This window comes from Rhizobium sp. BK251 (assembly GCF_004345245.1).
GTDB lineage: Bacteria > Pseudomonadota > Alphaproteobacteria > Rhizobiales > Rhizobiaceae > Rhizobium.
On sequence record NZ_SLUQ01000011.1, the window covers coordinates 95,690 to 118,769 of the forward strand.

Consider the following 23,080-nt stretch of genomic DNA (forward strand, 5'->3'; position numbering starts at 1 on the left):
ATTAAACGCTCCTACGCATTCCTCCTTCGGAATTGCCCTGCAGCTATCGGTCGATATTCGCTTCCGCCCTTGTCGGGAATACCGAAGAGGATGAGTTGCGCACTTTCACCAGCCCTTATTCTCCCAAAGCTTCGGCCCGGTCACCTCTTAGATTGGATTTGGTCTGGCGGATTTCACTGAATCTGAGAAACTCAGCGCCATCGGAGCCCCGCCAGGAGGACTGTTTGATGAGAAACCCCTTCCTGCATCCCAACCGAATATTTAGCTCGGGATTCTACAGGGATGCTGACCTCGACTTTGAGGTGCGCACAACGCTCGGCGGAGCAGCATCAGGTGCCGCTGATACAGGAGAGGTTTTGTCGACAATTGCCGAGATCGACGAAGGGGATTCTCAGGCTTGGTTTGACCGGTGGACGGCGCTCGGCGAGCGGGTTCAGACGATTGCAGAGGAAAGTGCCGCGCGTGGCCATCTTGTCAGTGCAGCCGGCTCGTATCTCCGGGCATCGACATATTTCGGCGTCGCTCTTGGCAGCATAGATCGGCTGGATAGCGATGAACTGCTAGTACCGACCTTCCGACAACATCGCGAGGCTTGGGACAGGTTCGTCGATGCAACATCGGCCAAGACCGAGCGGGTGGAAATCCCCTATGAGGGCATGACCATGCCGGGGTATCTCTTCAAGCCCGCTGGCAATGGCGTAAAATGCTGCCTGATCCTCGTGAACGGTAGCGACGGCACCTTGAGCGGCCTTTGGGGTTGCGCCAAGGCCGCTCTGGAGCGGGGCTATACTGTCCTGATGTTTGACGGACCCGGCCAACAGTCGCTCCTGTTCGAAAAGGACGTTCCATTCCGCTTCGATTGGGAAGCCGTCATTACCCCCGTAGTGGATTTCCTACTCGAGCGTCCGGACGTCGGCTCTAGTCGTCTCGCAATCTACGGTGTCAGCCAAGCCGGTTACTGGGTGCCGCGTGCCTTGGCGTTTGAACATCGGATTGCTGCGGCAGTGGTCGATCCGGGTGTGGTCGACGTCTCAACATCCTGGATTGAGCATCTTCCGTCGGGATTGAAGAAGCTTCTCAACGAGGGCAACGAGCGACGGTTCGACCTTGAGATGTCCTGGGGAATGAAGCTTTCACGCGAGACGTCCAGGATGTGGAAATTTCGAGCGAGACCCTATCGGCAAGACAGTTACTTCAAGACGGTCCAGGAAGTATTGAAATATAATCTGATCGACGTGGCCGGTGGTATCCGGACGTCGATGTTCATCACTGACCCGGAGGATGAGCAGTTCTGGCCGGGCCAGGCCAAGTGGCTGGCTGACATGCTGCCGGGCGAGAAGATGCTCTCGACCTTTACGGCGGCAGAGGGCGCTAATTTTCACTGCCAGCCGCTAGCGCGTATGCTTACGGAACAGCGCATGTTCGATTGGCTGGATGACGTTCTGAAGCGTTAAGCATTCGCCATATTTGAGGCTCGCATACGAGGCACCGCAAGAGAACACGCTGAAATTCTTGCTACGAAACCTTACTGGAACTTTTCCCCAAGTCACACGTTAAGCGAGTGGCCAACGAACCCTACTCCGTTGGTTATTGCCCCGGTGCCCTGGCCCCCGCCCGCACCGGGGCGTCTTTGTGATCAGTCCCTGAACTTTCTAATCGCTATCGCTGATGGTTGCGGCCGGTCATGGCCGCGCTGTGGAGGAAACCATGACAGCTACACAAGAAAATTTCTTCAAGCCGGGATCTACTGCAGCCGAAGCAAAAGCTGCACAAACGACGAGCACAGCTCAAGAGATCATTTCCGCTGAAGCCCAGGCGCGAGACCTCAAGACTAAGCGACTTCGCGCGCTGCGGTTGGCATTACCTGTGGCCTCCAAAAATAAAAGAAATAGGCGCCGCAACTAACCGTTACGGATATAATCAAAAGCAGCTTGGCAATGCTCATGGCTGCGATATCAAGGCACGCAGGTCCGACACTCCCCCAACGTCGGTCCCACAGCCCCGGCGTCGTGAGCAACAACACCGCCGGGGCGACCGTACCTGGTCTCCTCCCGCGACATCCAAGGTAACCGGCGCCGTTTTTTATGACCTGACCACGCGATTGGTCTACGCCATTGCCCAATCCAATATTCGCCATGTCCCGCAGTCGCTTGCCGATTTTTTCCGTTGCAGGTGACATGGTCGCCCTTGCACCAGATGAGTGATCACACGGATCAATATGAACAGAAGCATGAAGCTGAGAACATCAGCTTGAATGTCTGGTGTATGGGTAAGTCGGCTGCCCCATCGCTCTGGCGTGGTCGCCCGAGGCTTTCGGAAGTGCGGAAACGTGATTGCCAACGTATTTAGCAAGCCGCTCCGACCATACTGACTTCGTGAGATCTCTCCTCGAGCCAGCATGATATCATGGGGGGAATCTTCGGTGCCGTGGTTGTCGGTGGCGCCGTTCGTAGCGACAAACCACCAGCATTTAGGCTGGCGGTTTGTCCTGACCGACATCAAAACTATTGCCAAGTCTGATCGCCGTACCAGTCGTCGATGTCGCGACGGACGCGATCCTTCTCGATGCCGTAGCGCTCTTGGATCTTGCCTTCAAGCTGCTCCCGCTGACCGTTGATCTGGTCCAGGTCGTCATCAGTGAGCTTTCCCCACTGCTCCTTGACCTTACCCTTCATCTGCTTCCAGTTACCTTCGACGCGGTTCCAGTCCATTCGTGTTCTCCTTCCATTTGGAATAGGGCAGTAACGACTGGCATTAGGAACTGTTCCCGTGACGAATGTCGCATGATGACCTGCCGCAAATGAAAAACCCACCAGCATTCGCGCTGGTGGATTGCGGTCTACTTAGCAGTTAAAAGCATTTGATAGCGGCTGTGCCTCTATTCAAATTCGCCCACCCAAGATCTCGAACTCCGTCCGGCGTCCACCGCAATATGTCAGACCGCCCATTCACGAGGTACAATCTGTCACCACAACTGTTGTAGCCTGAACAAACCGAGCTTGGCCGTCTCGGTGGCACTCATATCGTTTCTTGCTTCCCGGTCTTTTTGCTCCCGGTGCGATGACGGCTAGCCAAACGGCGTACTCAACGGAGACTATTCGCTCAAAAGGCGGCCTTTTAATTTGCTTTCCTATTTCTAGCGTAGGGCCGTTGCGTCAGATCTCGACGACTGCAACAACGTTGGCGATACTTTGCCCTGCTCTTCGCGAGCGGGGCATTTTCGCGACGGGAGTTTTGTTCCAGGTACCCATTTCAGTTAGGCAACGCTGTGCGGCACTATGGCACAAATCCACGCGCCCGCGCGATCATTACCTGGACCTCGGTTGCCAGCAAGCAATCGGTTCGCGCTTCGTGGATGATTTGGGTCGACGAGACGTAGTGTAGGTGCCTATCTGGCGGTTCACAAATGACTGAGACGACACACTTTGTCGCGGAATTAATCCGGGCCTCGAGCGAGATAAAGACGCTGACGTCACTTGAGCGCCACCGACTCCTCGATCGCGCGACCTCAATCATTTGGGCGCTGCGAGATTTGCTGGATGCTACAGGCAAAGTCGTACCGACAGAGCGAGGTATCGGCAAGGAACTGCACCAGTTATCAGCAATGCTGCACAACATACCGGATGAGATTGTCGCCCACGCCCTGCTGCATGCCGCCGACGAAATCAGGCGGCTGCGCATCCTTGCGTACGAGAGGCACGCTAGCAGCAGAGACAATCAGCGTTTGTTCGACCGGTGATTGCATATGTGGTCCAAACCAATCCGACACGGGCCTGTTTCTGAAGGAGCTATCGAAGAGAATGGGCGCCTAGGCGACCTCCGGTGAGTGAGGTGATTGCCGATCGGTCGACAATCAAATTCAAGAGCATACGTCCGCGGCCGGTCCAGCCCTCGGCAACTCTGGCCGTTTGGCCCCGGCCCACGCTCCCCCGCCCGGGCCGGTGCCTCCCTTAGCCAGACTGTCTTGCGACGCAACCCTGCCTGGGTGGTCGGGATGGACAACCTCCTGGCGCGGCATAATGGCGCGCCATCGCAGGACCACCCGATCATCATCCTCGAGCCGGACATCAACTCCGGCGATCGACCTGCTCCCGTCGCATTCACAGTTGCCACGGAGCTTTCGTATTTGCTGACCGATCCTGGAACAGGCGGCGGTGCTGTGAGTTTTTGATTTGCGGCCGGTCCAACAGGACATTTCCGGCGGCCGCCAAGGCTCCGGTGCTATGGGCTTAGGCAAATCGCTAGCGCGCCGCCTTGCCAGATCGGCGGTACAGGAGGAGTAGATGGACAACCTCTCAAAAACCTTGGCCGAGGAGTATCGACGCCTCGGAGGTCACAGAATTGATGTTATCCACGACAACCTTGGTTCCTCTCGCGACTGGGATGGCGATCCACCGGAAGCTCTGAAGTTCTGGGATGAACGGATCGCCCCCCTACCCGACCGCGAAAGGCGAGACGTCGAAACCTTCCTTCCGTCGCTTAACGATGAAAGCGGCGAACCTGCATCAAAGTAAGACGCTCTGCGAGCGCCCCTGCTCGAAGACATCGAAGTGAACGGGGTCCTCGGATCTTGATCCCTTAGGAGTCCGCTGATTTGCGTTTCCATATCTCTTTGGGGATGGTTCAAGAATTCAAATTGCAGCTATGGAAAGTAACGTGGGAACAGCTCTTATTGCACTGTCATAAACTGCGATCCGGCGCGAGACCCATTTCAAGCGGGCAATGGCTCCCAGGGAAGCCCAAAATTCAGCCATTTCAGGGAACGCAATCGAGTCTTTCCTTCATTTTACAGGGAACCATCGGAGCGCAATCGAGTTTGCAGGTGCACATCATCAACGGGAGTTCTCGAAATGGGTCGCGGCATCTTACTCTGGCTACTCGGCATTCCCTTGCCGATCATCATTCTTCTTCTCATTTTCGCGCGATAGGAGGCCTTCATGTCTCTATCACAGCCGACCGGTTCAGCGATTATTCCGGTCGAAGCGTCGAATTCCGCCATGTCATGGGGGCCTATCATCGCGGGTGCCGTGGCCGCGACAGGTGTGAGCCTCATTCTTCTGCTCCTCGGCTCTGGGGTTGGCCTGACGATGGTTTCGCCTTGGTCGGGCGAAAGCAGTTCTGCTACAACTCTCGGCGTCACGGCGGCGATATGGCTCGTCGTCGTGCAATGGCTATCCTCCGCGCTCGGGGGATATGTCACAGGTCGCCTGCGGACAAAATGGGTGACTGTCCATACGGACGAAGTGTTCTTCCGTGACACGGTGCACGGTTTTTTGAGCTGGGCTTTGGCAACGGTATTCGTTGCCGGATTTCTTGCGTCCTCGCTCACATCGCTGGCGGGCGCAGGAGCAAGCGTGGCAGGGGCAGCTGCGACCTCCGCCGCTGCTGCGGGAACAGCGGCGATCGCCTCGTCAAATGGATCAGATCTGTCGACATCCTATTTTACGGACGCGCTACTTCGCCCTGAGCAAGGGGGTGGCCGAGCGGAAAATGACGATGCGGCAGCAACCGCCGAGGTTTCCCGGATCCTTCTTCAGGGTGCTGCCAGCGGCCAGGTTCCTGACGGCGACAAGACCTATATCGCCAGCATCGTCTCAGCCCGCACCGGATTGTCCGAAGCCGACGCGCGCGCCAGGGTCGACACAGTTTTGAAGCAGATCGATGATGCCAGGGTTGCTGGCCAGCAGGCGGCAGATACGGCACGCAAGGCGGCCGCTACCACGGCAATGATCGGCGCTATCTCGTTGCTTGTCGGCGCTTTCGTCGCTTCGGCAGCAGCAGCCCTGGGCGGCCGGCAGCGGGATGAAGAAGAAGACCTGCTGACGATCGAACGCCGAGAAGCGGCCTAGGTGGCACTGGAATCATCAGAGACCGCGCTGACTGCAAAAATTCAGCGGGTTTCTTTCAATGGAGGATTTAGCCAGTGCCCCGTGGCTGTGACCCCGGGGCGAGTTCCGGACCGGGCCCGGTTTTCTGCCAACCCCATATGCAGGCAATACCTTCGCCAACGAGGAACTCTGAGTTCGTGCCCGCATTTTTCCAAAGAGCGAGATAACCTAGGACCTTCTGAATGCGAGCGCCTGCCCGGCAGCAGTTTCGGCCTTCCAGCGGCACGGTCCTGTCGTTCGCAACGGCGGGTGCACCGTCAAATCCACCAATACTTCTTCTTCATGGATTTCCGAGTTCGTCACGCACGTTTCGAGACCTTATTCCTGCCTTGTCGAAAACGGCGCACGTGATCGCGCCCGACATGCCGGGCTTCGGCGATTCCGACGTCTTACCATCGCCATCATTTGGTGCTTTCAGTCAGGCGATTTCCGAGTTGCTAGAAAGCCTGGGCATTGGCCCCCGCTATATCTACCTTCACGACTTCGGTGCCCCGGTTGGCTTTGAAATCGCACTGCGAGCGCCAGACGATGTTCTTGGCCTCGTCATTCAGAATGCCAACGCTCACACCTCCGGCCAAGGAGCCGGCTGGGCGGCCACTCAGGCATTTTGGAGCAATCCCTCCAGTGAAAACGAGGCCAGTGCGACCGCTCACCTGACCTTGGAAGGCATTCGCGATCAATATGTTGCGAACCTTCCAGAGGATGTAGCGGCCCTCATACCCGCGGAAAATTGGGAGGAGGATTGGCGGGCGATGCAATTGCCGGGGCGCATGGATACGCAGCGATCTTTGATCGCGGATTACGGGAACTACGTTGCCAAATTCGGAGCGATTGCAGATTATCTCGCAGAATACCAACCGCCTTCGCTGATGGTGTGGGGACGGCACGATCCATTCTTTGAACTCAAGGAAACACAGTCCTGGATGGAAGCTCTGCCGAGGATGGAGGCCCATATCCTCGATGGTGGTCACTTCCTGCTGGAAACGCACGCGCCGATAGTGGCGCAGCTAATCACCAAGTTTCTGGCTCGGCATGGGCGACAAGCGAGAACGAACGATTGAGTTCAGTGTTCACGGCCGGAGCGTAAGCTTTAAATACAGTCCTCGCTACAGTTCATCCCAGCATATCGGGCCGCCTTCGCCAACTCGGCACGCGAGCAATCACTGGCGCTATTTATCGTAGCGGTGTCGCTCGCGGCCTTTTTCCTGGGGATGGCGGTCATGAAGGCCCGGGTCTGGTGAGAGGCAAATAAGCCCGCTTTAAAATCTCGAAATATCCATAAAAATCAACGGTAGAAACAATGACGTTCTGAACTTATTGTGCAGACACCTCTGATTTCCCCGGTCGGCTCCCTTAAACAGCCGACGATTGCCCCGGCGAGTTTGCAGTCCCGCCGGGGCTTCTTTTTTGGTTTGGGAACCAATCAGCCCCGGAGCGGTTTACGCGTCAGGCCGAGTGATCCGGCAGCACCTGACCCCCAGATGTGCGCGCCCGCAAGCCGGTCGGCTCGCCCCGGCGTTACCTATGTACGTCGGGGCTTTTCGGTGTCTCAGAGCCGCGCCGTATATTGTCCACTGCCTAGAAAATGGCTCTAGCTGCACCCGCACTGATCACGGCTATTGGTCCGGAGCTTGCCGTCTGAATCCCGCCCGACGCCGCGGCTCTTCTGTATGGTCTCTGCGCGGTGCCGCCGCGATTTCTGTTGACGGTGGAGTTCGGTCGGAGGGTCTCTCGCACCTGTACTCGCTACGCTTCGGGTTTGAGGTTATCTCGAATGCGTTGATCGAAGGAGGCATGGCCAGATTTGCAGAAGTTGCCAGCACTGCTGCCGCAAGTTCCGTAACGAAAATCATCCGGTTCAGCGATCATCGATCACGCGACCAGCGGGAACATTCCGCTGTCCTCGCAGTCAAGAGTGTTCGCAAGACCACCCGTGTCGCCGGGCGTCACTTGTGGCTAAGGGGTGCGCGGTCCAAGAAATAGTGGCAGCACCAATATCGTTTTCCCAAAAAGGAGAACTTCCGTGTCGAAAATCTCCGGTAGTCAGAACGACCTGCAAGGACACAGTTACCCAGCACCACGGTGGCCCGGCAGCCGGCCAGGAAACCATCGTTCGCGAGAGCTAAATCATGTGTCTGGGATGTACTCTGCAAGGCCATCCGGTGCGCCCATCTTGAAGCTGCCGCTCACGCCTAGGCAAAGATCCCAGCAACCAGAGCGGCGCTAATAAAGCGGTTTCGTGCGCGCTCTACGCTTCCGAATTGGACGAGCGCCTCGAGGCATTGGAGCTTCGCGTCTGAATATGTCTTATCGTCGCAAACCGGCCAGCCGTGCGTGAGTGCTTGAAGCGCGGCTTCCGGACCGTCGATCCGCTCACGAAGGCCCGAGCCAATCCGAACAAACACGGGTGGCGTCCACATCATTTGAAAGTTGACCTCGTTCACCTTGTGCATGCCCGTTCTCCATTCCGTTGAGTCACGTAACCTCGGGCTCTCCTGGAAGTTCCGTAGCGCCGATGTCGGGTGCGCTGGTTAGTTTCGCGCGAACGAAATGGCCGAGCCCCGACCATCGCAGTGATTACCAATGGGGTGGGGGAGACAACGAAACGAGTAGGCGCTTTTAACATCCGCGCATTATCGCGGGAGAGCGGCGATGACATCGATCAGCTGCTTTAAGTTTGTCGGCTTACCGAGGTTCTGCACGTCGGCCAGCGCGTCGTCAGCCGCGAGCTCTGAGGCGCTGCTGGCGCTGGCGAGAACGAAGGGCACGCCCAGCGCCTTCAGCGCGACCGCCACAGGCGTCACCCGTTCACTACCAAGCCTCACATCCAGTACCGCGGCGTCGGGACGCTCATCTTCGAGAATACCTAGGGCGTCGGCCACGGATCCAACTGGTCCGAGCACATCGAAGCCACCAGTTGCCAGGGCGGCCTTAAGTTCCATTGCTACAAACGGTTCGTCTTCGACGACCAAAACGCGGAACCTGCGTCCGGCTTCGTCTTGCTCGTGCTTGGCCATCTCACCTCACAATGGAATTCTGATTGTAGCGACTAAACCTCCATGTTCGTATTTCAGTTCCGAAGTTCCTCCGAGCTGGGCCGACATTCCTTCGATAAGTTCGGTGCCGTACCCCTTTTCTTCGGCCGGAACTACACGTGGGCCATTCGATTCCCGCCATTGGCAAGAGAGATAGGTGCGCGCTCTCGGGCCAGTTTCCACTGTCCACGTCACGGTCACCTTGCCGTCGTGGACAGTCAGGGCGCCGTACTTCGCAGCGTTGGTCGCGAGCTCGTGAAATATCATGCTGACCGATAGCACTTTTGCGCCTCCAAGCTGCACCGGAGGGCCGTGCGTCTCCAGCCGCCCTGCTCCCAGTTCGCCGACCGCCTGCCGCAACAGAGTGTCGAATGTTATGGTGTCCCGGTTTGCAGCGAGTTCCTGTGCGCGCAGTGCGACCTCAAGCCGGGCAAGGAAGGTATCGCGGTAATCGACGACGTCCGCACTCCTGGCGATTGTCTGCATCGCGATCGCACGAACGACGGCAAACAGATTCCTCATACGATGACGGGTCTCGGCGATGATGAATTCCTGTTCGGCGCTCTGACGCTGGCGTTCCGTTACGTCGTCGAAGATGACAAGAAGGCTGCTGCTGTTGTCGTCAGGTTGGACGAGGCGCCGAGCATCGACGAGGAATGTGCGCTGACCGATCGAAGGGAAGTCGTGCTTCACTTCGTAGCCGACGACCGCCGCCGCCTTCGGAATGACGCTCTCGATGAGATGCCGCAACTCCGGGATTTCCCACTGGCCGTTTCCTAAATCGAAGAGGCTTTGACCGAGAACGTCGTCGCGGTCTACTGCAAATGTCTTGATAAAAGCGTTGTTGGCCGTCGTCACGGATAGGTTACGGTCAAGCACGACGACGGGCTGCGTCATAGTGTCAACAACGCCCTGGGCTTGAACGTGCCCGCTTTTCAGCAGGCGATAGAGATCTTCCAGCATCATTCGCAATTCCCTAATGCGCAGGCGCCTCGGAGATCGATCATGAACCCCGCACCGGGCTGCTCACTGACGAATTATAACGATTTCCCGACAAGCGAGAAGATAGTCTGGTGTAACGCGCCTTCTTGGCAGCGGACAGGCGCTCTCTCATCCGGCTCACAATCCTCCCGCTGACCGGCGGGTAAACACGCAGTTTCACCCATCGTTCCAAAGGGACTAAGTTGATTTGCTCGGTGTCCCGAAGATTAGGAATCGCTATCCTCCCTCCCGCCTGAGAGCCGCACCGTGCGCAGCCTCGCCGGAGATTGGACCGCCGGCGGCGCGGAGTGGCCGCGCGTGACCTGGACCTCGGCTCCGCTGACAGACGGAACCTTGACAACTATCCGTTGTCCAGCAGTCCATATTGTCGCGCCTTAACGTCGTCGGTGCAGGCTCATTCTTGCCCTAAAATCGCAGGACCAAGGAACCACCGGCGCTCGCTGAAGTTCGGGAAGGCGTACCCGAAGGAACAAGACCATTGTCTCGTGCGACAATGCTTGGCGAAGCCATTCCAGCAGCGTTCACTCGCGTTACCGGCACGGCATGCGGCCAAGGAGCAGAGGACGCCACTTCGGCGGTTTCGGTGCCATCGGACGCGGCGGCTTGCGTCGTCCCATGAATGAAAGAATCATCAGAGGAAAAGATTATGAAACTTATCGCTTTAACAACTGCCGCATTCGTCGTTGCCGCGGGAGGGTCGGCATCTGCTCAGACCACTACCGTCGTCACGGTCCCTGGTGAAGTGAGGACCTATGTCACTCAGCAGGACGTGCCTTCGGTGGTTTATGACGGCGACGTGGTCGTCGGCAGCCAGCTTCCCGCATCCGTGGAAATCCACACGATCCCCACAAGCGAGACCTACAGCTATACCGTCGTGAATAAACACCGATTAATCGTCGATCCACAGACGCGCCGGGTTATCGAAGTGCTGGAGTAGACCCTTCCCTTTAGGGCCATTAGAACAAACCTGCCCTAGAGGCTCGGTCGACAGGGAAGGGTAGACTCGAGGTGCCTCCTATAACAACAACTGGCATCGCGGCCCCTTGCATCGCGGGCGCCTCATCGCGTTTGGCTGCGCTCTCAAGGCTCGCCCACGAGAACGCAGCCAAGCCCAGAGGTGATGTGCGAGACAAATCGATTGAATACAATTCTCTCGTCGGATCGTTCCATGCCTCGGCGGGCGGCCAAAGGTCATCGGCGACGGTAGCGAGTATGCTTTAACGTTCGCATTGCATCATATCGTTCAGTGTTTGGAAATGTCAGTCTTCCCCGGCCTGCTGCGGTAACTCATTGCGCCGGGCACCTCTCTTTTGGCGCTGTTGTTCAGTGCATGTTGCCATGGATTGCTGCCTCGCCTGCAGGCACGACAATGCCGGAATATAGGACCGGAGTCCCATTGCGGTCTCGGAACGCCCGCCCATAGGCCACGACCGAACGATATGCGCCGTGACAATCCAGAACGCGATACATGCTCTGCTGTGGTACCTGGCCTATTATGGTGTCGCTAATATCCTTGGCCAAGGCGGGCCGATCCTCGGAATGAACTCGATCTATGTAGAACTCCAAGGGAAGACCCACGAGTGTCTCCGCGGCGTCGAGACCGAAAAGATCGGCCAAGGCAGCGTCCCCGAAAATCAAGTCCTTAGCGATGTCCCACGTAAAGAAGCCCGCATCTGGAACGATGTCATCGAGCAGTTCGATTGCATACATCGTCTGACCGTCCTTCATTGTGGCCTCCTGGTAGCTTAAATAAGCTGTCACTTATATTTTTTGAGAAGAACCACGGATTGACTGAATTGTTCCGTTCCACTTCGAGCAGGCCTAGGCTCGAGCGCTCGAATAAAATTCGTCGCCCTTCCTTCAACCTATCTTCTCTCTTGCCTCCTGGGTTCCGGAGACAAGCGACCGAATCACCCTGAAGCGGACCCAAAGCGAAGAGCGCCACATGAACATTGAGAAACCACTGGATCGACTGTTCATCTGGCGAGCGAGATCCAGCATCCAAACGCCCACGCCCCCGGAAGAACCTGTTCTAGGTGCGTTGCAATCGCCGATGACCCTGACAGACGCTCAGAAGTCTTGTCGCCCCTCCGACGGCGAAATCTTCTACGTCCTCAAGAAAGCAACGGTCGTCATCGAAAACTGGCGGCCCACTTGGCTCAGGTGAAATGGCCCGAAATCGCTCGCCCTTCATCAACACCTCCGTGCACGAGTATACGAATATGCTCTTGACGAACCCACATTGCTGAGCCTTATTGTACCGCATTGACGGATATAAACCGGACAATCAGATACAAACAGTGGGGAGGAGCATGGAGGCTCGAGTCACAGCGCACGCGCGCTATACGATCGCGGATATCGACAAGAGACTGTACGGATCATTCCTCGAACACCTTGGACGGGCCGTCTATACGGGCATATACGAGCCCGGGCACCCAACGGCTGACGAAAACGGCATGCGGCGCGACGTTCTCGATCTGGTTCGGGGTCTTGAAACGCCGGTTTGCCGCTATCCGGGCGGAAATTTCGTCTCGGCCTACAACTGGGAAGACGGCATCGGTCCCAAGAACGAGCGCCCGACCCGGCTCGATCTGGCCTGGCGCACGGCCGAGTCCAATCAGGTCGGCATTCACGAATTTGCCGATTGGGCAAAAGCTGCCGGCACCGAGATGATGCTTGCCGTCAATCTCGGATCCCGCGGGCTGGATGACGCGCGCAACTTCGTCGAATACGTCAACCATCCAGGCGGTAGCTACTGGTCTGACCTTCGCCGCAAGAATGGGCAAGCCGATCCCTGGGACGTCAAGCTCTGGTGCCTCGGCAACGAGATGGACGGCCCCTGGCAGGTTGGCCACAAGACCGCAGTGGAATACGGTCATCTCGCAAACGAGACCGCCAAGGCGCTACGCGCCTTCGACGACAGTCTGGAACTCGTCGTCTGCGGCTCCTCGCATTCCGACATGCCGACCTATCCCCAGTGGGAAGCGACGGTTCTGGAAGAGACCTACGGTCAGGTCGACTACATCTCGCTGCACATGTATTTTGAGAACTACGAGAAAAAGACCTCGGAGTTTCTGGCCCTGCCTGAGAAGCTTGATCGTTATATCGGCACGGTAGGCGGCGTCATCGACTACGTGAAGGCGAAGAAACGCTCCAAGAAGAATGTTCGCATCTCATTCGACGAGTGGAACGTCTGGTATCATGAGCGTCGCAGCGATGCCAAGCGCATGAAGGAATGGGATTGGCCGCATGCGCCAGTGCTGCTGGAGGACGTCTACAATTTCGAAGACGTGCTTCAGGTCGGCTGCATCCTCAATACCTTCATCCGCCGGGCGGACGTGGTCCGGATCGCCTGCATAGCGCAGCTGGTCAATGTCATAGCCCCGATTATGACCGCGCCGGGCGGCGCTGCCTGGCGCCAGACCATCTACTTTCCATTCCAGTTCGCTTCGAAACATGGACGCGGAACTGCTCTTCGCCTCGATGTCGACTGCGCCAGCTACGACGCCGACATCGCGGCCGGGATCTCATACCTGGACATCGCCGGCGTTCATGACGGGGATGCAGGCACGCTTACATTCTTTGCGATCAACCGCCACGGCGAGGAGGCCATGACGATCGATCTATCTGTCGAAGGTTTCGGCAAGGCCCGTAACGTCGAGCATACGCTGATCAAGCACGACAATCTCGAGGCTCGCAACACGAAGGATGCGCCGGAGACAGTTGCTCCGAGGAAGGTAGACGGCGCGACAATCTCAGACAGTGGCGTGGAAGTCACCGTGCCCCCGTACTCTTATTCGATGATCAGGATCACGCTTTGATTTTGGAGTGAAACATGTGAGCGGCGGGAGGCCGCAAGCAACAAGGGAGGAGAATATCATGCTCAGAATGCTCAAACTCGCAAAGTGTATGCTGGTCGCAACCGCACTGTTCGGATCCGCTGCCCATGCGCAGGAAACCGTTGCCTGGTGGGATTTCCTCAGCGGTGGCGACGGCGTGCGCATGAAGCAGATGATCGCCGATTTCAACAAGGCCCATGAGGGGAAGATCAAGATCGAGGCGACCACCCTGGAATGGGGCACGCCGTTTTATTCCAAGGTTCAGACGGCAGCCTCGGTGGGCGAGGCACCTGATATCATGACCTATCACGCCAGTCGCATTCCGCTCGCAGTAAAGCAGGGGATTGTCCAGGAGATAACCGCCGACGATTGGTCCAAGATGGGTCTTGCGAAGGACGCCTACGCCGCAACCACGTGGGACGCCGTTTCGGTAGACGGCAAACAATATGCGGTCCCCTTCGACACCCATCCGATCGTGCTTTACTACAACAAGGATATCCTGGCCAAAGCGGGTCTTTTGACTGAAGACGGCAAGCCGAAAGGGCTCGACAGTCGTGAGAACTTCGAGGCGACGCTGAAAGGGTTGAAGGACGCCGGTGTAAAGTTCCCGCTCGGATCGGTGACCGCTGATGGCAACTTCATGTTCCGGACAATCTACTCCTTGATGGGCCAGCAGGACGGGGAGCTTCTGACCGACGGCGAATTTCTCGCTGGTGACAACGGCGATAAACTGCAAAACGCGCTCACCCTTCTCCAAGGCTGGACCAAAGACGAGCTGCAATCCACCTATACCGACTATCCGGCAACCGTCGCACTCTTCACCTCAGGCGAGGCCGCGATGATGATCAACGGGGTCTGGGAAGTGCCGACCATGGTCGACCTTCACAAGCAGGGCAAACTGTTTGAATGGGGTGCCGTAGAACTTCCTGTACTCTTCGATCACCCCTCAACCTACGCAGACAGCCATACCTTTGCCATTCCTGCCAACAAAGGAAAGGAGATCACGGCGGAGAAAAGAGCAGCCGTCCTGGAAGTCATTTCCTGGCTCTCCAAAAACTCGCTCTACTGGGCAAGTGCCGGTCACATCCCCGCTTACGGACCGGTGACCGCAAGCGCGGAATACAAGGCCATGGAGCCGAACGCGAGCTATTCTCCACTGACGGCCCACATGATCTTCGATCCGAAGACGCCGCTTGCCGGCGTGGCGGGACCGATCTTCGACGTGATGTCCACTTACTTCGTTCCCACGCTCAACAACGAGATGGATCCGGCCGAAGCCGTCAAGGACATCAAGGTCGAACTTAACGATCTCTGATACCTCCCAAGACAGGTCGCGGCACCTTGCTGCGACCTGTCGACAGTCTTCTCGACGCCCAGGACGGGCGCCTCTTCTGGAACGACGGAAGCTTGCGAGACCCATGCTCAGGAACAAACGAAGCGAGGCTTTGATCGCCGCCGTGTTGGTCGCGCCTTTCGTCGCGATCTACGGTCTGGTCTTCATCTACCCGATGGTCAGGCTCTTCATAACGAGCTTCACGGACGCCCCGCTGATCGGGGGCGGCGCCTATGTCGGCTTTGAGAATTATGCGCGTCTGTGGGGCGAACGGCGCTTCGACACAGCACTGTGGAACACCGCCTATTTCGTCTTGCTGACGGTCGTGCCTGGGACTTTTGCCGCCTTCGCCATCGCGCTCGGCATAAATCGACTTGCGGGACGGCTACAGGCCTTCGTGCTGGCGCTGTTCTTTCTGCCCTATATTCTGCCCGTGTCGGTCGTCTACCTGATTTGGGACTGGACCCTGAATTTCCAGTTCGGCATCGCAATGTATCTCTTCGACATGTTGGGGATAAGCCGGGTCCCGATTTTCAAATCGACAGTCTGGTTCATGCCGGCCGTTGCTTTCATTACCATCTGGTGGACTGCCGGCTTCTCCATCCTTCTGTTTCTTGCGGGCCTTCGCGCAATCCCCGCCGAGATCTATGAGGCAGCTGCACTCGACAATGCCGGTCGCTGGATAACGTTCCGGCAGGTCACCTGGCCACTGATGTGGCCGATCACAGCCTTGGTCCTCACCATCCAATTGATCCTGCAGCTGAAGATCTTCGACCAGGTCTATTTGTTTTCGACCGGTGGCCGCCCCAACGACAATCTCGTTCTCGTCTACTACGTCTTCCAGCGCGCCTTCCAGTCCGACCAGGGAGGTCGTGCGGCCGCGGCGGCAGTCGTTCTGTTCATGATCGTCATCGTCGTCTCGGTGATCAACTTCCAGCTCACACGGCTGTCAAAAGGAGGCGCGCGATGACCCCGAAAACGGCAAAGCGGCTTAACCTCGCGGGTTTTGCCATTACGCTGACCACGGTCATCATCGCTGTGCTCTGGGCGTTTCCGCTCTACTGGGGGGTTGTCTCCTCACTGAAACCGGAGGACGAAGTGGTTCGGCCCTATATTGAACTATGGCCAGACACCTTCACCATCTCACATTATGTCTTCGCACTGACCCAGACACAGATCGGCACATGGTATTTGAACTCGATCGTGACGGCGCTTGCGGTCACCGTGCTGACGGTCTCTTCATCGCTGCTTTGCGGTTATGCGATATCGCAGCTTGAATTTCCGCTCCGCCGCCCGCTGTGGTGGCTAATCCTGGCGAGTTTCATGGTCCCCCTGCAAACTATGATCGTCAATCACTTCGAACTCGTTGCAAGCCTTGGACTTCTTAACACCTGGAGCGGCATCGTGCTTCCGCAGTTGATCCACCCAGTGATCGTCATAGTCTACAAGCAGTTCTTTGACGGGGTGCCGAAGGATTTTCGAGAGGCCGCCGTCATGGACAATGCCTCGGAGTGGCGCATTCTCACGCGGGTCTACATGCCCATGAACTGGGGGGTGACGGCGGCACTTGCCATCGTCACTTTCATATGGTCCTGGAACGCCTTTCTCTGGCCGTTCCTGGCCGTGACGCAGACAGACATGATGACCATCACCGTAGGCATAACGCAGGTCAACGATGCCTTCGGGGTCTACTATGCTCGACAGCTCTCCGCAGCCGTGCTTGCCGGCCTGCCGGTCGCAATCGCCTATCTCGTGTTCCAGCGACGGGTGACCGAAGCAATCACTTTGTCGGCCGGCATCAAGGGGTGACGTTGAACAGGGGGAGGAATCGCGGCCGGTCCCTCCCCTTTTTGCCTGTGCGGGGATTTTACCCGTCAGTGCACGTGATGCGCCTTGCCGTGTTGGTCAAAGAGGTGGACGGCACTCGTGTCGAAGGAGATGAAGACGGTATCGCCCGGCTGGACATTGCAACGCCCTGCATCCTGGGCAATCACTTCGTTGCCATCCTTCATGCTGCAATAAAGGAGTGTACGGTCGCCGAGCCGCTCCACGACACCAACCTTGGCCTCACTGACCTGCGCAGCGACATCTTCGCCTTGCAAGACCCTTACCGCTTCCGGCCTGATTCCGAGTTCGTAGCGACCAGGGCCTGACTGCGGTGGCGAGATCCTCAACTCGGCGCCGTTTCCCAGCCGCAGATTCCCACCGGGCAGCAGATCCACAGGCAGAAAATTCATCGCCGGGCTGCCGACAAAGCCTGCAACAAAGCGCGATGCTGGCTTGAGATAGACCTCCATCGGCGTGCCGATCTGTTCAATTCGGCAGTTGTTGAGCACGACGATCCTGTCGGCGAGCGTCATGGCCTCGGTCTGGTCATGCGTCACATAGATCATCGTCGACTTCATGCGTTGGTGAAGCTCTGCCAACTCGACGCGAGTGCGCACGCGTAGCGCGGCATCGAGATTGGAAAGAGGCTCGTCCAAGAGAAAGGCCGTCGGATCCTTGACGATCGCACGACCGATGGCGACGCGCTGGCGCTGCCCACCCGAAAGTTGGGCGGGCCTCCTTTCGAGTAGCGCAACCATCTCCAGCATCCGCGCGGCTTCGGCAACGCGCTGGTCGATGTCCCTTTCCGGCACGCCTATGTTTCGCAAGCCGAAAGCCATATTGTCCCGGACCGTCATGTGAGGATAAAGCGCATAGTTCTGGAAAACCATAGCCAGCTTACGCTGACCCGGTGCCAGCGTCTCGCTCCGCACGCCGTCTATGCTCAAGGCTCCGCTGGTGATCGTCTCAAGTCCGGCAATCATCCGCAACAGGGTAGATTTTCCAGAACCCGAGGGCCCCAGAAAGACCAACAATTCCCCGGATCGGACTGTCAGCGATATATCCTCGATGACTTTGACGTTGCCGAAGCTCTTGGTGACATTTTCAAGCCTGATCTCTGCCATGCGTTCCTCCTGTATTGAACCATTCTTTCCGGTATATACCGGAAGTCAAGATATCATTGGCCTGTGCAAAAAGGTGCAGCGCGCTTTGTATCTCTCATGCGTCTGCCGAGGGAGTGATGCCGGACTCCGGGGCGGAAACTCCTGCCCGCTTGAATAATCATGAATATCCTGAATTTCCGAACCAGGATCACTTCGCGATCGGCTGCGACCGATAAATTTCGCGCCGCAAACGGCTCCTCCGTCGCGCTAGTCATCGGACCATTCTGTTTCAAACGCTGAACAAAGATGGGTTTTCATAAGTGCGACCTACTCCCTAGTTTCATACGGCCTCACTCCGCTGGAAAACCGCTTCCTGCGCCATCATTCCCGTCGGCCCGATAGATTAAAACTCCGGCCCGAAAAACGTCGCGGAGTTTGGCGCAGAAGCGGGTCTCTACTACAATGGAAGGCCAATCACGGGGAAATTTGCCAAGTTTGCGATCGCGCTCAAATGTACATTCGGACGCGATGATTTTTTGCGAGCAACAAGCATCGCGGCATCGTGTTCGCGCGCGCCATATTCTTTACTTCGCCACTACCGGACCCACCTCACTTGATGGATCATAATTTCCGATATACATCCGTTCATTGTAGATTATGGAGGGGTCATGGAACGCTCGTTTTTGACGATTGCAGCCGGCCAGAACGATGACGCAATACGCGCGCTTTCGGCGCCGGCGCGGATCGAGATGCTCAAGCTGCTCTGCGCCAGAGGGCCGATGAATATCAACGACATCGCGCGCGCCCTTTCCCTCCCTCAATCGACCGTCGCGACCGGCATCCAGATTTTGGAAGACGCCCGGCTTGTCGATTCCCGTCTGGCGAAAGCCCGGAAGGGAAACCAGAAGATCTGCTCCGCGATCTACAGCGAAATTCTGATCAGTTTCGAACAAAGCGCAGCCGAAAGGGCCGATAATACTATTGAGGTCGAGATGCCGGTCGGCCTCTACACCAGTTGTGACGTATTTGCGCCATGTGGGCTTTGTTCTACCGAGAGCGTCATAGGCCCACTGGATGTTCCTGACTATTTTCTAGACCCACAGCGCATGCAGGCTGGGCTAGTCTGGTTTGGCAGGGGGTATGTGGAATATAAATTCCCTAACAATGCGAAGGTTCTCAACAAGGATGTCCATGCGATCGAATTCTCGTTGGAACTTTCGTCGGAAGTGCCTGGCACTAATTCCGACTGGCCCTCGGATATAACGCTCTGGGTCAATGGCATGGCTATCGGAACCTGGACCTCGCCCGGCGACTATGGTGACAAGCGCGGCGCGTTCACTCCACCATGGTGGAAGCTTGAAGGCTCGCAATATGGTACGATGAAGACATGGCGCATAACCCCGCGAGGAACCTTTATTGACGATGTCGCCGCATCGAATGTTACGCTCAGCGATCTCGCACTAGACCGCCACTCTTCCATTCGACTTCGGGTCGGCATCGCAGACAATGCCGACCACACTGGCGGCGTGAATATTTTCGGCCGCGGATTCGGCAATTGCGGTCGTGATATCGTCATGCGACTACATGTCTGACCCAACAGAATGCTGGCGGCTCAGTCCGTCCGCCTCAATGTGATGCGCGTCAACTCCGACATAATCCCGAGCCTAACGGCAAAGCCCGGCCAAAGTGCTGTCCCTTTGTTGACGTAGAGCTGCATCCTGGCGACCTTGTACAGTCCGGAAACGAAGCCATTGTTCGCGCGGGCGACAAGGCGGTTCAGACCGACAACCATCCCTCCATGGGTATGGCCGGACAGCTGCAGCGCGACGCCGGCCTTGGCCGACCGCGCGGCGAACATGGGCTGGTGATCGAGAAGGATGACGGGAGCCTTGGCAGGCGTACCTTCGAGCGCAGCCGCAAGATCGGGGGCAGTGGCACCGAAGCGGGCCGCCGAACGGTCCGTCACTCCTGCAATCACGATGCTGGAGCCGTCCCGCTCGATCACCGTATGAGCGTTCAAAAGCGGACGCAGCTTCAGGCGCTCGTATTCCCGCATCCACTCTTGGTAATCGAAGAAGTACTCGTGGTTCCCGGGGATCGCGTACACACCGTCACGGGCACGCAATTTCGCTATGGGCGCGACGTCTTCACGGCGATCCTCGACGCTTCCGTCGATCAGGTCGCCGGTCATGAGAATCACGTCAGCATTCAGCGCGTTCGTCCGTGCCACTACGGCATCGACCCATGCGCGTGGAAAAAGACGGCTGATGTGGAGGTCGGTGAGTTGGACAATCTGATAGCCGTCCAACGAGGCAGGAAGCCCGGGGATAGCGATCTCCATGTCCTTCAAAGACGGAACGCGGATAGCCTGAAAAACCCCGAACGCACTCAGGCCCAGAGCCGCCGCGCCCATCGTGTACCGAACCATCGGAGGCACTGCGAGAGTGAATCCTCTGGAGGGTATCAGAGCCACTGAAACGACATCCAGGACGATCTGGAACACCGCGAGAATGAGCGTGGTCGCCATCAGCAGGTTGAACGCAATGACAAGCGGCCGGGGGAACTCAGGTGCGAACACCGAACCTGACGAGAGACGGCTGAAGTAATGATACTGAGACGCGATCAGGAGAAGCAAGGCGACAACGATCTTGATCGAGAGGTGCCATGGAAGCGGTAAGATGAACCGGGTGGCAACGATCAGCCAGGGAAGTCCGAAGATCAGATGAAACATGTAGGGTAATTGGGCTTGTGCGATATCATTGCTCAATCATAACCACGGCGGCGCACGGAAGGCTACATTGCGCTCGAGGAAAGGCGCGATCATCGACCTCGAACCCCACCGACGTGATCCTTGTGGCGAGCTGCGGATGTGCGGAGACTGCGTGGATAGATCAGAGGCGCGCTTCTGTCTCTTCTGGTGGCTTGCGCAGTTCACGCTTATAGCTACGACGTGAAAACAGGCTTCCTCAATGACGTGAAGGCCGCCTGATGGCTGGCGGCCCCGATACGTCCCGGGCATCGCCGCCGCCATCAGTTGATCATAGCCTTGTCTTTCTCCGACCTCGCAAGCAGCGCCGAAATCTGCGCCGCCAGTTGCTGCTGGCTATACGGCTTGCTGAGGCGAGGCAGGTCGATCCCGGCTCCGGGAGGAAGGTCCGCATATCCGGTTGCCACCACGATCGGCAGTCCCGGGCGCATCTGCAGGACCTCCCTGGCGAGTTCTGCTCCGTTCATCTGAGGCATTGAGTAGTCGGTTATCATCAGATCGATCGGGGCGTCAGAGGAAGCGACCGCCAGCGCGTCGGCTGGTGAATTTGCCTCGATGGTCACATGTCCGAGATCTTCGAGCATTCCGACAGTGCTCATCGCGATAAGCGCGTCATCGTCGACGATCAGGATCGAAAGTGGCCTATCCACCCGTTGGAGAGGCTCTTGGAACTCCCTCGCGACATCGGCGGCAGCGACAGTTGCCGAAGGGAACCAGAGCTCGGCCGTGGTGCCCTCGCCAACCTTGCTGGCAAGTTTGAGCGCGCCGCCGAGTTGCAGGGCCAATCCATGGATCATCGATAGACCGAGGCCGGTTCCTTTCCCCAACTCCTTGGTGGAGAAGAAAGGATCGACCGCCCGCCGCAACGTCTCCTTGTCCATTCCCGTTCCTGTGTCCGTGACCCCCATACAGACATAAGAGCCCTCTGGAAGCTCGTCCGTTGGCTGGCAGCACAGATGCGAGCGGAGCGATATGGTCAGGCTGCCGCCTTCCGGCATTGCGTCGCGTGCGTTGACGGCAAGGTTGAGAAGCGCGAGCTCGATCTGATTGGCGTCCCCGAGCACGGGCGCAAGATCGTCTTCGAAATCCGTCACAATACTAATGGTGGATCCTACCGAGCGTTGAAGGAGTTCCAGCATCCCGGAAACGAGTGCGGTCAGATCGGTAGGGCGGACTTCCAGCTCCTGCTGGCGCGCGAACGCAAGGAGCCGTTGAGTCAGCGCGGCTCCTCTTTTTGCGCCCTCAATCGCTCCTCGGACAAGCTTCACGGTTTTTGAATCGTGCTCAACCCGCTTCTTCGCAAGTTCCAGGTTTCCAAGGATCGCCATCAGCAGGTTGTTGAAGTCATGCGCCACCCCCCCGGTTAACTGCCCAAGCGCCTCGAGCTTCTGCGACTGGCGCAATCTTTCCTCCGCCTTCGCGCGCTGTTCCGCCTCGGTCACGAGCCGCTTGTGCGCTTCATGGAGATCGCGGGTCCGTTCCTCGACGCGCTGTTCCAACAGATCATTTGCAGCCCTGAGGCGCTCTTCTGACGCCTTTCGCGCTGTCACGTCGGATGAAACGCCCACTATCCGCACCGGCCGGCCGTCGCGATCACGCACCAGTCGCCCCCGGATCTCTGCCCAATGAATTGAGCCGTCGGGCCAGCGGTTTCTGCACTCTATTTCGCAGTCGGTCCCTGTTTCGATCGTGCGTGCAATGCTGCCCTGTGTGCGTTCTCGGTCGTCAGGGTGGACTGCCTCGAGAAGCGACTGATAGGCAAATTCATCCTCCGGTTTCCGTCCGAAGACGGCCTTGCAGACTTCCGACGCCGCCAAGGTGAGGGAAGCGAGATCGAGTTCCCACGCACCCAGATGCCCCGCCAGAAGCGCTGTCGTCAGGCGAAGTTCGCTCTCATTGAGCGCTTCGATGCTGGCACGGGCTTGATACTGTCGCGACCTGCCTGCTCGTGCCGTGCCGGCGACGCTCAGGAACGTCGTCGGATGGAAGGGCCGCTCGAGGAACGTCGTATTGCCCAGGACCTTGACCAGCCTCTCGGCAGACGGGTTGCGGTCCGGACCAGCGTTGCGCTGTGTCAGGACGATGAATGGGAGATCTGACCAGGGGGGCTGGGAGCTGGTCCATTCATGCAGCGGCCGCATGTCTTCCGTACGAAGTGCCTCTTCGGTTATGACCGCAAAAAGCGTCGCGTCCGACAAGAGCTCGACGAATTCGTGGAAGCTGCCGGCCGATAATGCATGGATGTTTGCTTCGATGAGAAGAGCTTTCGCCACGTGGGCGTCGCGC

The 23,080-nt window shown here is 57.6% G+C and carries 22 protein-coding genes; 14 read left to right on the forward strand and 8 right to left on the reverse strand.

The window, feature by feature from the left end:
• The first annotated feature begins 95 nt into the window (after positions 1 to 95).
• Both EV286_RS26330 and EV286_RS26335 read left to right on the forward strand, forming a co-directional pair.
• A complete protein-coding gene (locus EV286_RS26330) occupies positions 96 to 1,454 on the forward strand; it encodes an alpha/beta hydrolase (protein WP_207909928.1) in 1,359 nt (452 codons plus the stop codon).
• Positions 1,455 to 1,707: 253 nt separating this feature from the next.
• On the forward strand, positions 1,708 to 1,905 hold the full coding sequence (locus EV286_RS26335; RefSeq protein ID WP_132960136.1) for a hypothetical protein: 198 nt from the start codon (positions 1,708 to 1,710) through the stop codon (positions 1,903 to 1,905).
• Between the two features lie 599 nt (positions 1,906 to 2,504).
• Here EV286_RS26335 and EV286_RS26340 read toward each other — a convergent pair.
• A complete protein-coding gene (locus EV286_RS26340) occupies positions 2,505 to 2,711 on the reverse strand; it encodes a CsbD family protein (protein ID WP_132960137.1) in 207 nt (68 codons plus the stop codon).
• A gap of 695 nt (positions 2,712 to 3,406) precedes the next feature.
• On the opposite strand from EV286_RS26340, the gene EV286_RS26345 reads away from it, so the two are divergent.
• The 5 genes from EV286_RS26345 to EV286_RS26360 all read left to right on the forward strand — a co-directional run bounded on the left by EV286_RS26345 (position 3,407) and on the right by EV286_RS26360 (position 6,949).
• Positions 3,407 to 3,739: a hypothetical protein gene (locus EV286_RS26345; protein ID WP_132960138.1), complete on the forward strand. Its 333-nt coding sequence runs from the start codon at positions 3,407 to 3,409 to the stop codon at positions 3,737 to 3,739.
• 255 nt (positions 3,740 to 3,994) lie between these two features.
• Positions 3,995 to 4,171 carry a hypothetical protein gene (locus tag EV286_RS32130; protein WP_165932947.1) on the forward strand — a complete coding sequence of 59 codons (177 nt, stop codon included), beginning with the start codon at positions 3,995 to 3,997 and terminating at the stop codon, positions 4,169 to 4,171.
• Positions 4,172 to 4,283: 112 nt separating this feature from the next.
• On the forward strand, positions 4,284 to 4,514 hold the full coding sequence (locus tag EV286_RS26350; protein WP_132960139.1) for a hypothetical protein: 231 nt from the start codon (positions 4,284 to 4,286) through the stop codon (positions 4,512 to 4,514).
• Positions 4,515 to 4,937: 423 nt separating this feature from the next.
• Positions 4,938 to 5,849, forward strand: a complete 912-nt coding sequence (locus EV286_RS26355; protein WP_132960140.1) for a hypothetical protein — start codon at positions 4,938 to 4,940, stop codon at positions 5,847 to 5,849.
• A gap of 221 nt (positions 5,850 to 6,070) precedes the next feature.
• Positions 6,071 to 6,949 (forward strand): alpha/beta hydrolase, encoded by an 879-nt coding sequence (locus EV286_RS26360; protein ID WP_132960141.1) that lies wholly within the window; start codon positions 6,071 to 6,073, stop codon positions 6,947 to 6,949.
• A gap of 1,131 nt (positions 6,950 to 8,080) precedes the next feature.
• On the opposite strand, the gene EV286_RS26365 is transcribed toward EV286_RS26360, so the two are convergent.
• The 3 genes from EV286_RS26365 to EV286_RS26375 all read right to left on the reverse strand — a co-directional run bounded on the left by EV286_RS26365 (position 8,081) and on the right by EV286_RS26375 (position 9,889).
• A complete protein-coding gene (locus tag EV286_RS26365; RefSeq protein ID WP_132960142.1) occupies positions 8,081 to 8,341 on the reverse strand; it encodes a DUF982 domain-containing protein in 261 nt (86 codons plus the stop codon).
• Between the two features lie 180 nt (positions 8,342 to 8,521).
• Positions 8,522 to 8,905: a response regulator gene (locus tag EV286_RS26370; RefSeq protein WP_132960143.1), complete on the reverse strand. Its 384-nt coding sequence runs from the start codon at positions 8,903 to 8,905 to the stop codon at positions 8,522 to 8,524.
• Positions 8,906 to 8,911: 6 nt separating this feature from the next.
• Positions 8,912 to 9,889 carry a sensor histidine kinase gene (locus EV286_RS26375; RefSeq protein ID WP_132960145.1) on the reverse strand — a complete coding sequence of 326 codons (978 nt, stop codon included), beginning with the start codon at positions 9,887 to 9,889 and terminating at the stop codon, positions 8,912 to 8,914.
• Positions 9,890 to 10,571: 682 nt separating this feature from the next.
• On the opposite strand from EV286_RS26375, the gene EV286_RS26380 reads away from it, so the two are divergent.
• Complete coding sequence (locus EV286_RS26380; RefSeq protein WP_132960146.1) at positions 10,572 to 10,862, forward strand: DUF1236 domain-containing protein; 291 nt, start codon at positions 10,572 to 10,574, stop codon at positions 10,860 to 10,862.
• A 386-nt stretch (positions 10,863 to 11,248) separates the two neighbouring features.
• Here EV286_RS26380 and EV286_RS26385 read toward each other — a convergent pair whose 3' ends face one another.
• Positions 11,249 to 11,653: a PAS domain-containing protein gene (locus EV286_RS26385; protein ID WP_132960147.1), complete on the reverse strand. Its 405-nt coding sequence runs from the start codon at positions 11,651 to 11,653 to the stop codon at positions 11,249 to 11,251.
• A gap of 217 nt (positions 11,654 to 11,870) precedes the next feature.
• Here EV286_RS26385 and EV286_RS26390 point away from each other — a divergent pair, with 217 nt between their 5' ends.
• From EV286_RS26390 to EV286_RS26410, 5 genes are all read left to right on the forward strand, one after another.
• Positions 11,871 to 12,092: a hypothetical protein gene (locus EV286_RS26390; RefSeq protein WP_132960148.1), complete on the forward strand. Its 222-nt coding sequence runs from the start codon at positions 11,871 to 11,873 to the stop codon at positions 12,090 to 12,092.
• A gap of 145 nt (positions 12,093 to 12,237) precedes the next feature.
• Positions 12,238 to 13,746, forward strand: coding sequence for an alpha-N-arabinofuranosidase (locus EV286_RS26395; protein ID WP_132960150.1), 1,509 nt, complete (start codon positions 12,238 to 12,240; stop codon positions 13,744 to 13,746).
• 58 nt (positions 13,747 to 13,804) lie between these two features.
• A complete protein-coding gene (locus EV286_RS26400) occupies positions 13,805 to 15,079 on the forward strand; it encodes an extracellular solute-binding protein (RefSeq protein WP_132960152.1) in 1,275 nt (424 codons plus the stop codon).
• Between the two features lie 103 nt (positions 15,080 to 15,182).
• On the forward strand, positions 15,183 to 16,067 hold the full coding sequence (locus EV286_RS26405; RefSeq protein WP_132960153.1) for a sugar ABC transporter permease: 885 nt from the start codon (positions 15,183 to 15,185) through the stop codon (positions 16,065 to 16,067).
• Positions 16,064 to 16,906, forward strand: a complete 843-nt coding sequence (locus EV286_RS26410; RefSeq protein WP_132960154.1) for a carbohydrate ABC transporter permease — start codon at positions 16,064 to 16,066, stop codon at positions 16,904 to 16,906. The genes EV286_RS26405 and EV286_RS26410 overlap by 4 nt, the downstream gene beginning before the upstream one ends.
• A gap of 65 nt (positions 16,907 to 16,971) precedes the next feature.
• Here the strand turns inward: EV286_RS26410 and ugpC are convergent, their stop codons facing one another.
• Entirely contained in the window at positions 16,972 to 18,048 is a 1,077-nt protein-coding gene (gene ugpC, locus EV286_RS26415; protein ID WP_132960155.1) for a sn-glycerol-3-phosphate ABC transporter ATP-binding protein UgpC, read from the reverse strand.
• Positions 18,049 to 18,695: 647 nt separating this feature from the next.
• On the opposite strand from ugpC, the gene EV286_RS26420 reads away from it, so the two are divergent.
• Positions 18,696 to 19,619, forward strand: coding sequence for an ArsR family transcriptional regulator (locus tag EV286_RS26420; RefSeq protein ID WP_132960156.1), 924 nt, complete (start codon positions 18,696 to 18,698; stop codon positions 19,617 to 19,619).
• A gap of 20 nt (positions 19,620 to 19,639) precedes the next feature.
• Here the strand turns inward: EV286_RS26420 and EV286_RS26425 are convergent, their stop codons facing one another.
• Positions 19,640 to 20,758 (reverse strand): metallophosphoesterase, encoded by a 1,119-nt coding sequence (locus EV286_RS26425; protein ID WP_132960263.1) that lies wholly within the window; start codon positions 20,756 to 20,758, stop codon positions 19,640 to 19,642.
• A gap of 299 nt (positions 20,759 to 21,057) precedes the next feature.
• The gene (locus EV286_RS26430) at positions 21,058 to 23,067 is read right to left on the reverse strand and encodes a hybrid sensor histidine kinase/response regulator (protein WP_245500839.1); all 2,010 of its coding nucleotides are present in this window, start codon (positions 23,065 to 23,067) and stop codon (positions 21,058 to 21,060) included.
• Between the last annotated feature and the right edge of the window lie 13 nt (positions 23,068 to 23,080).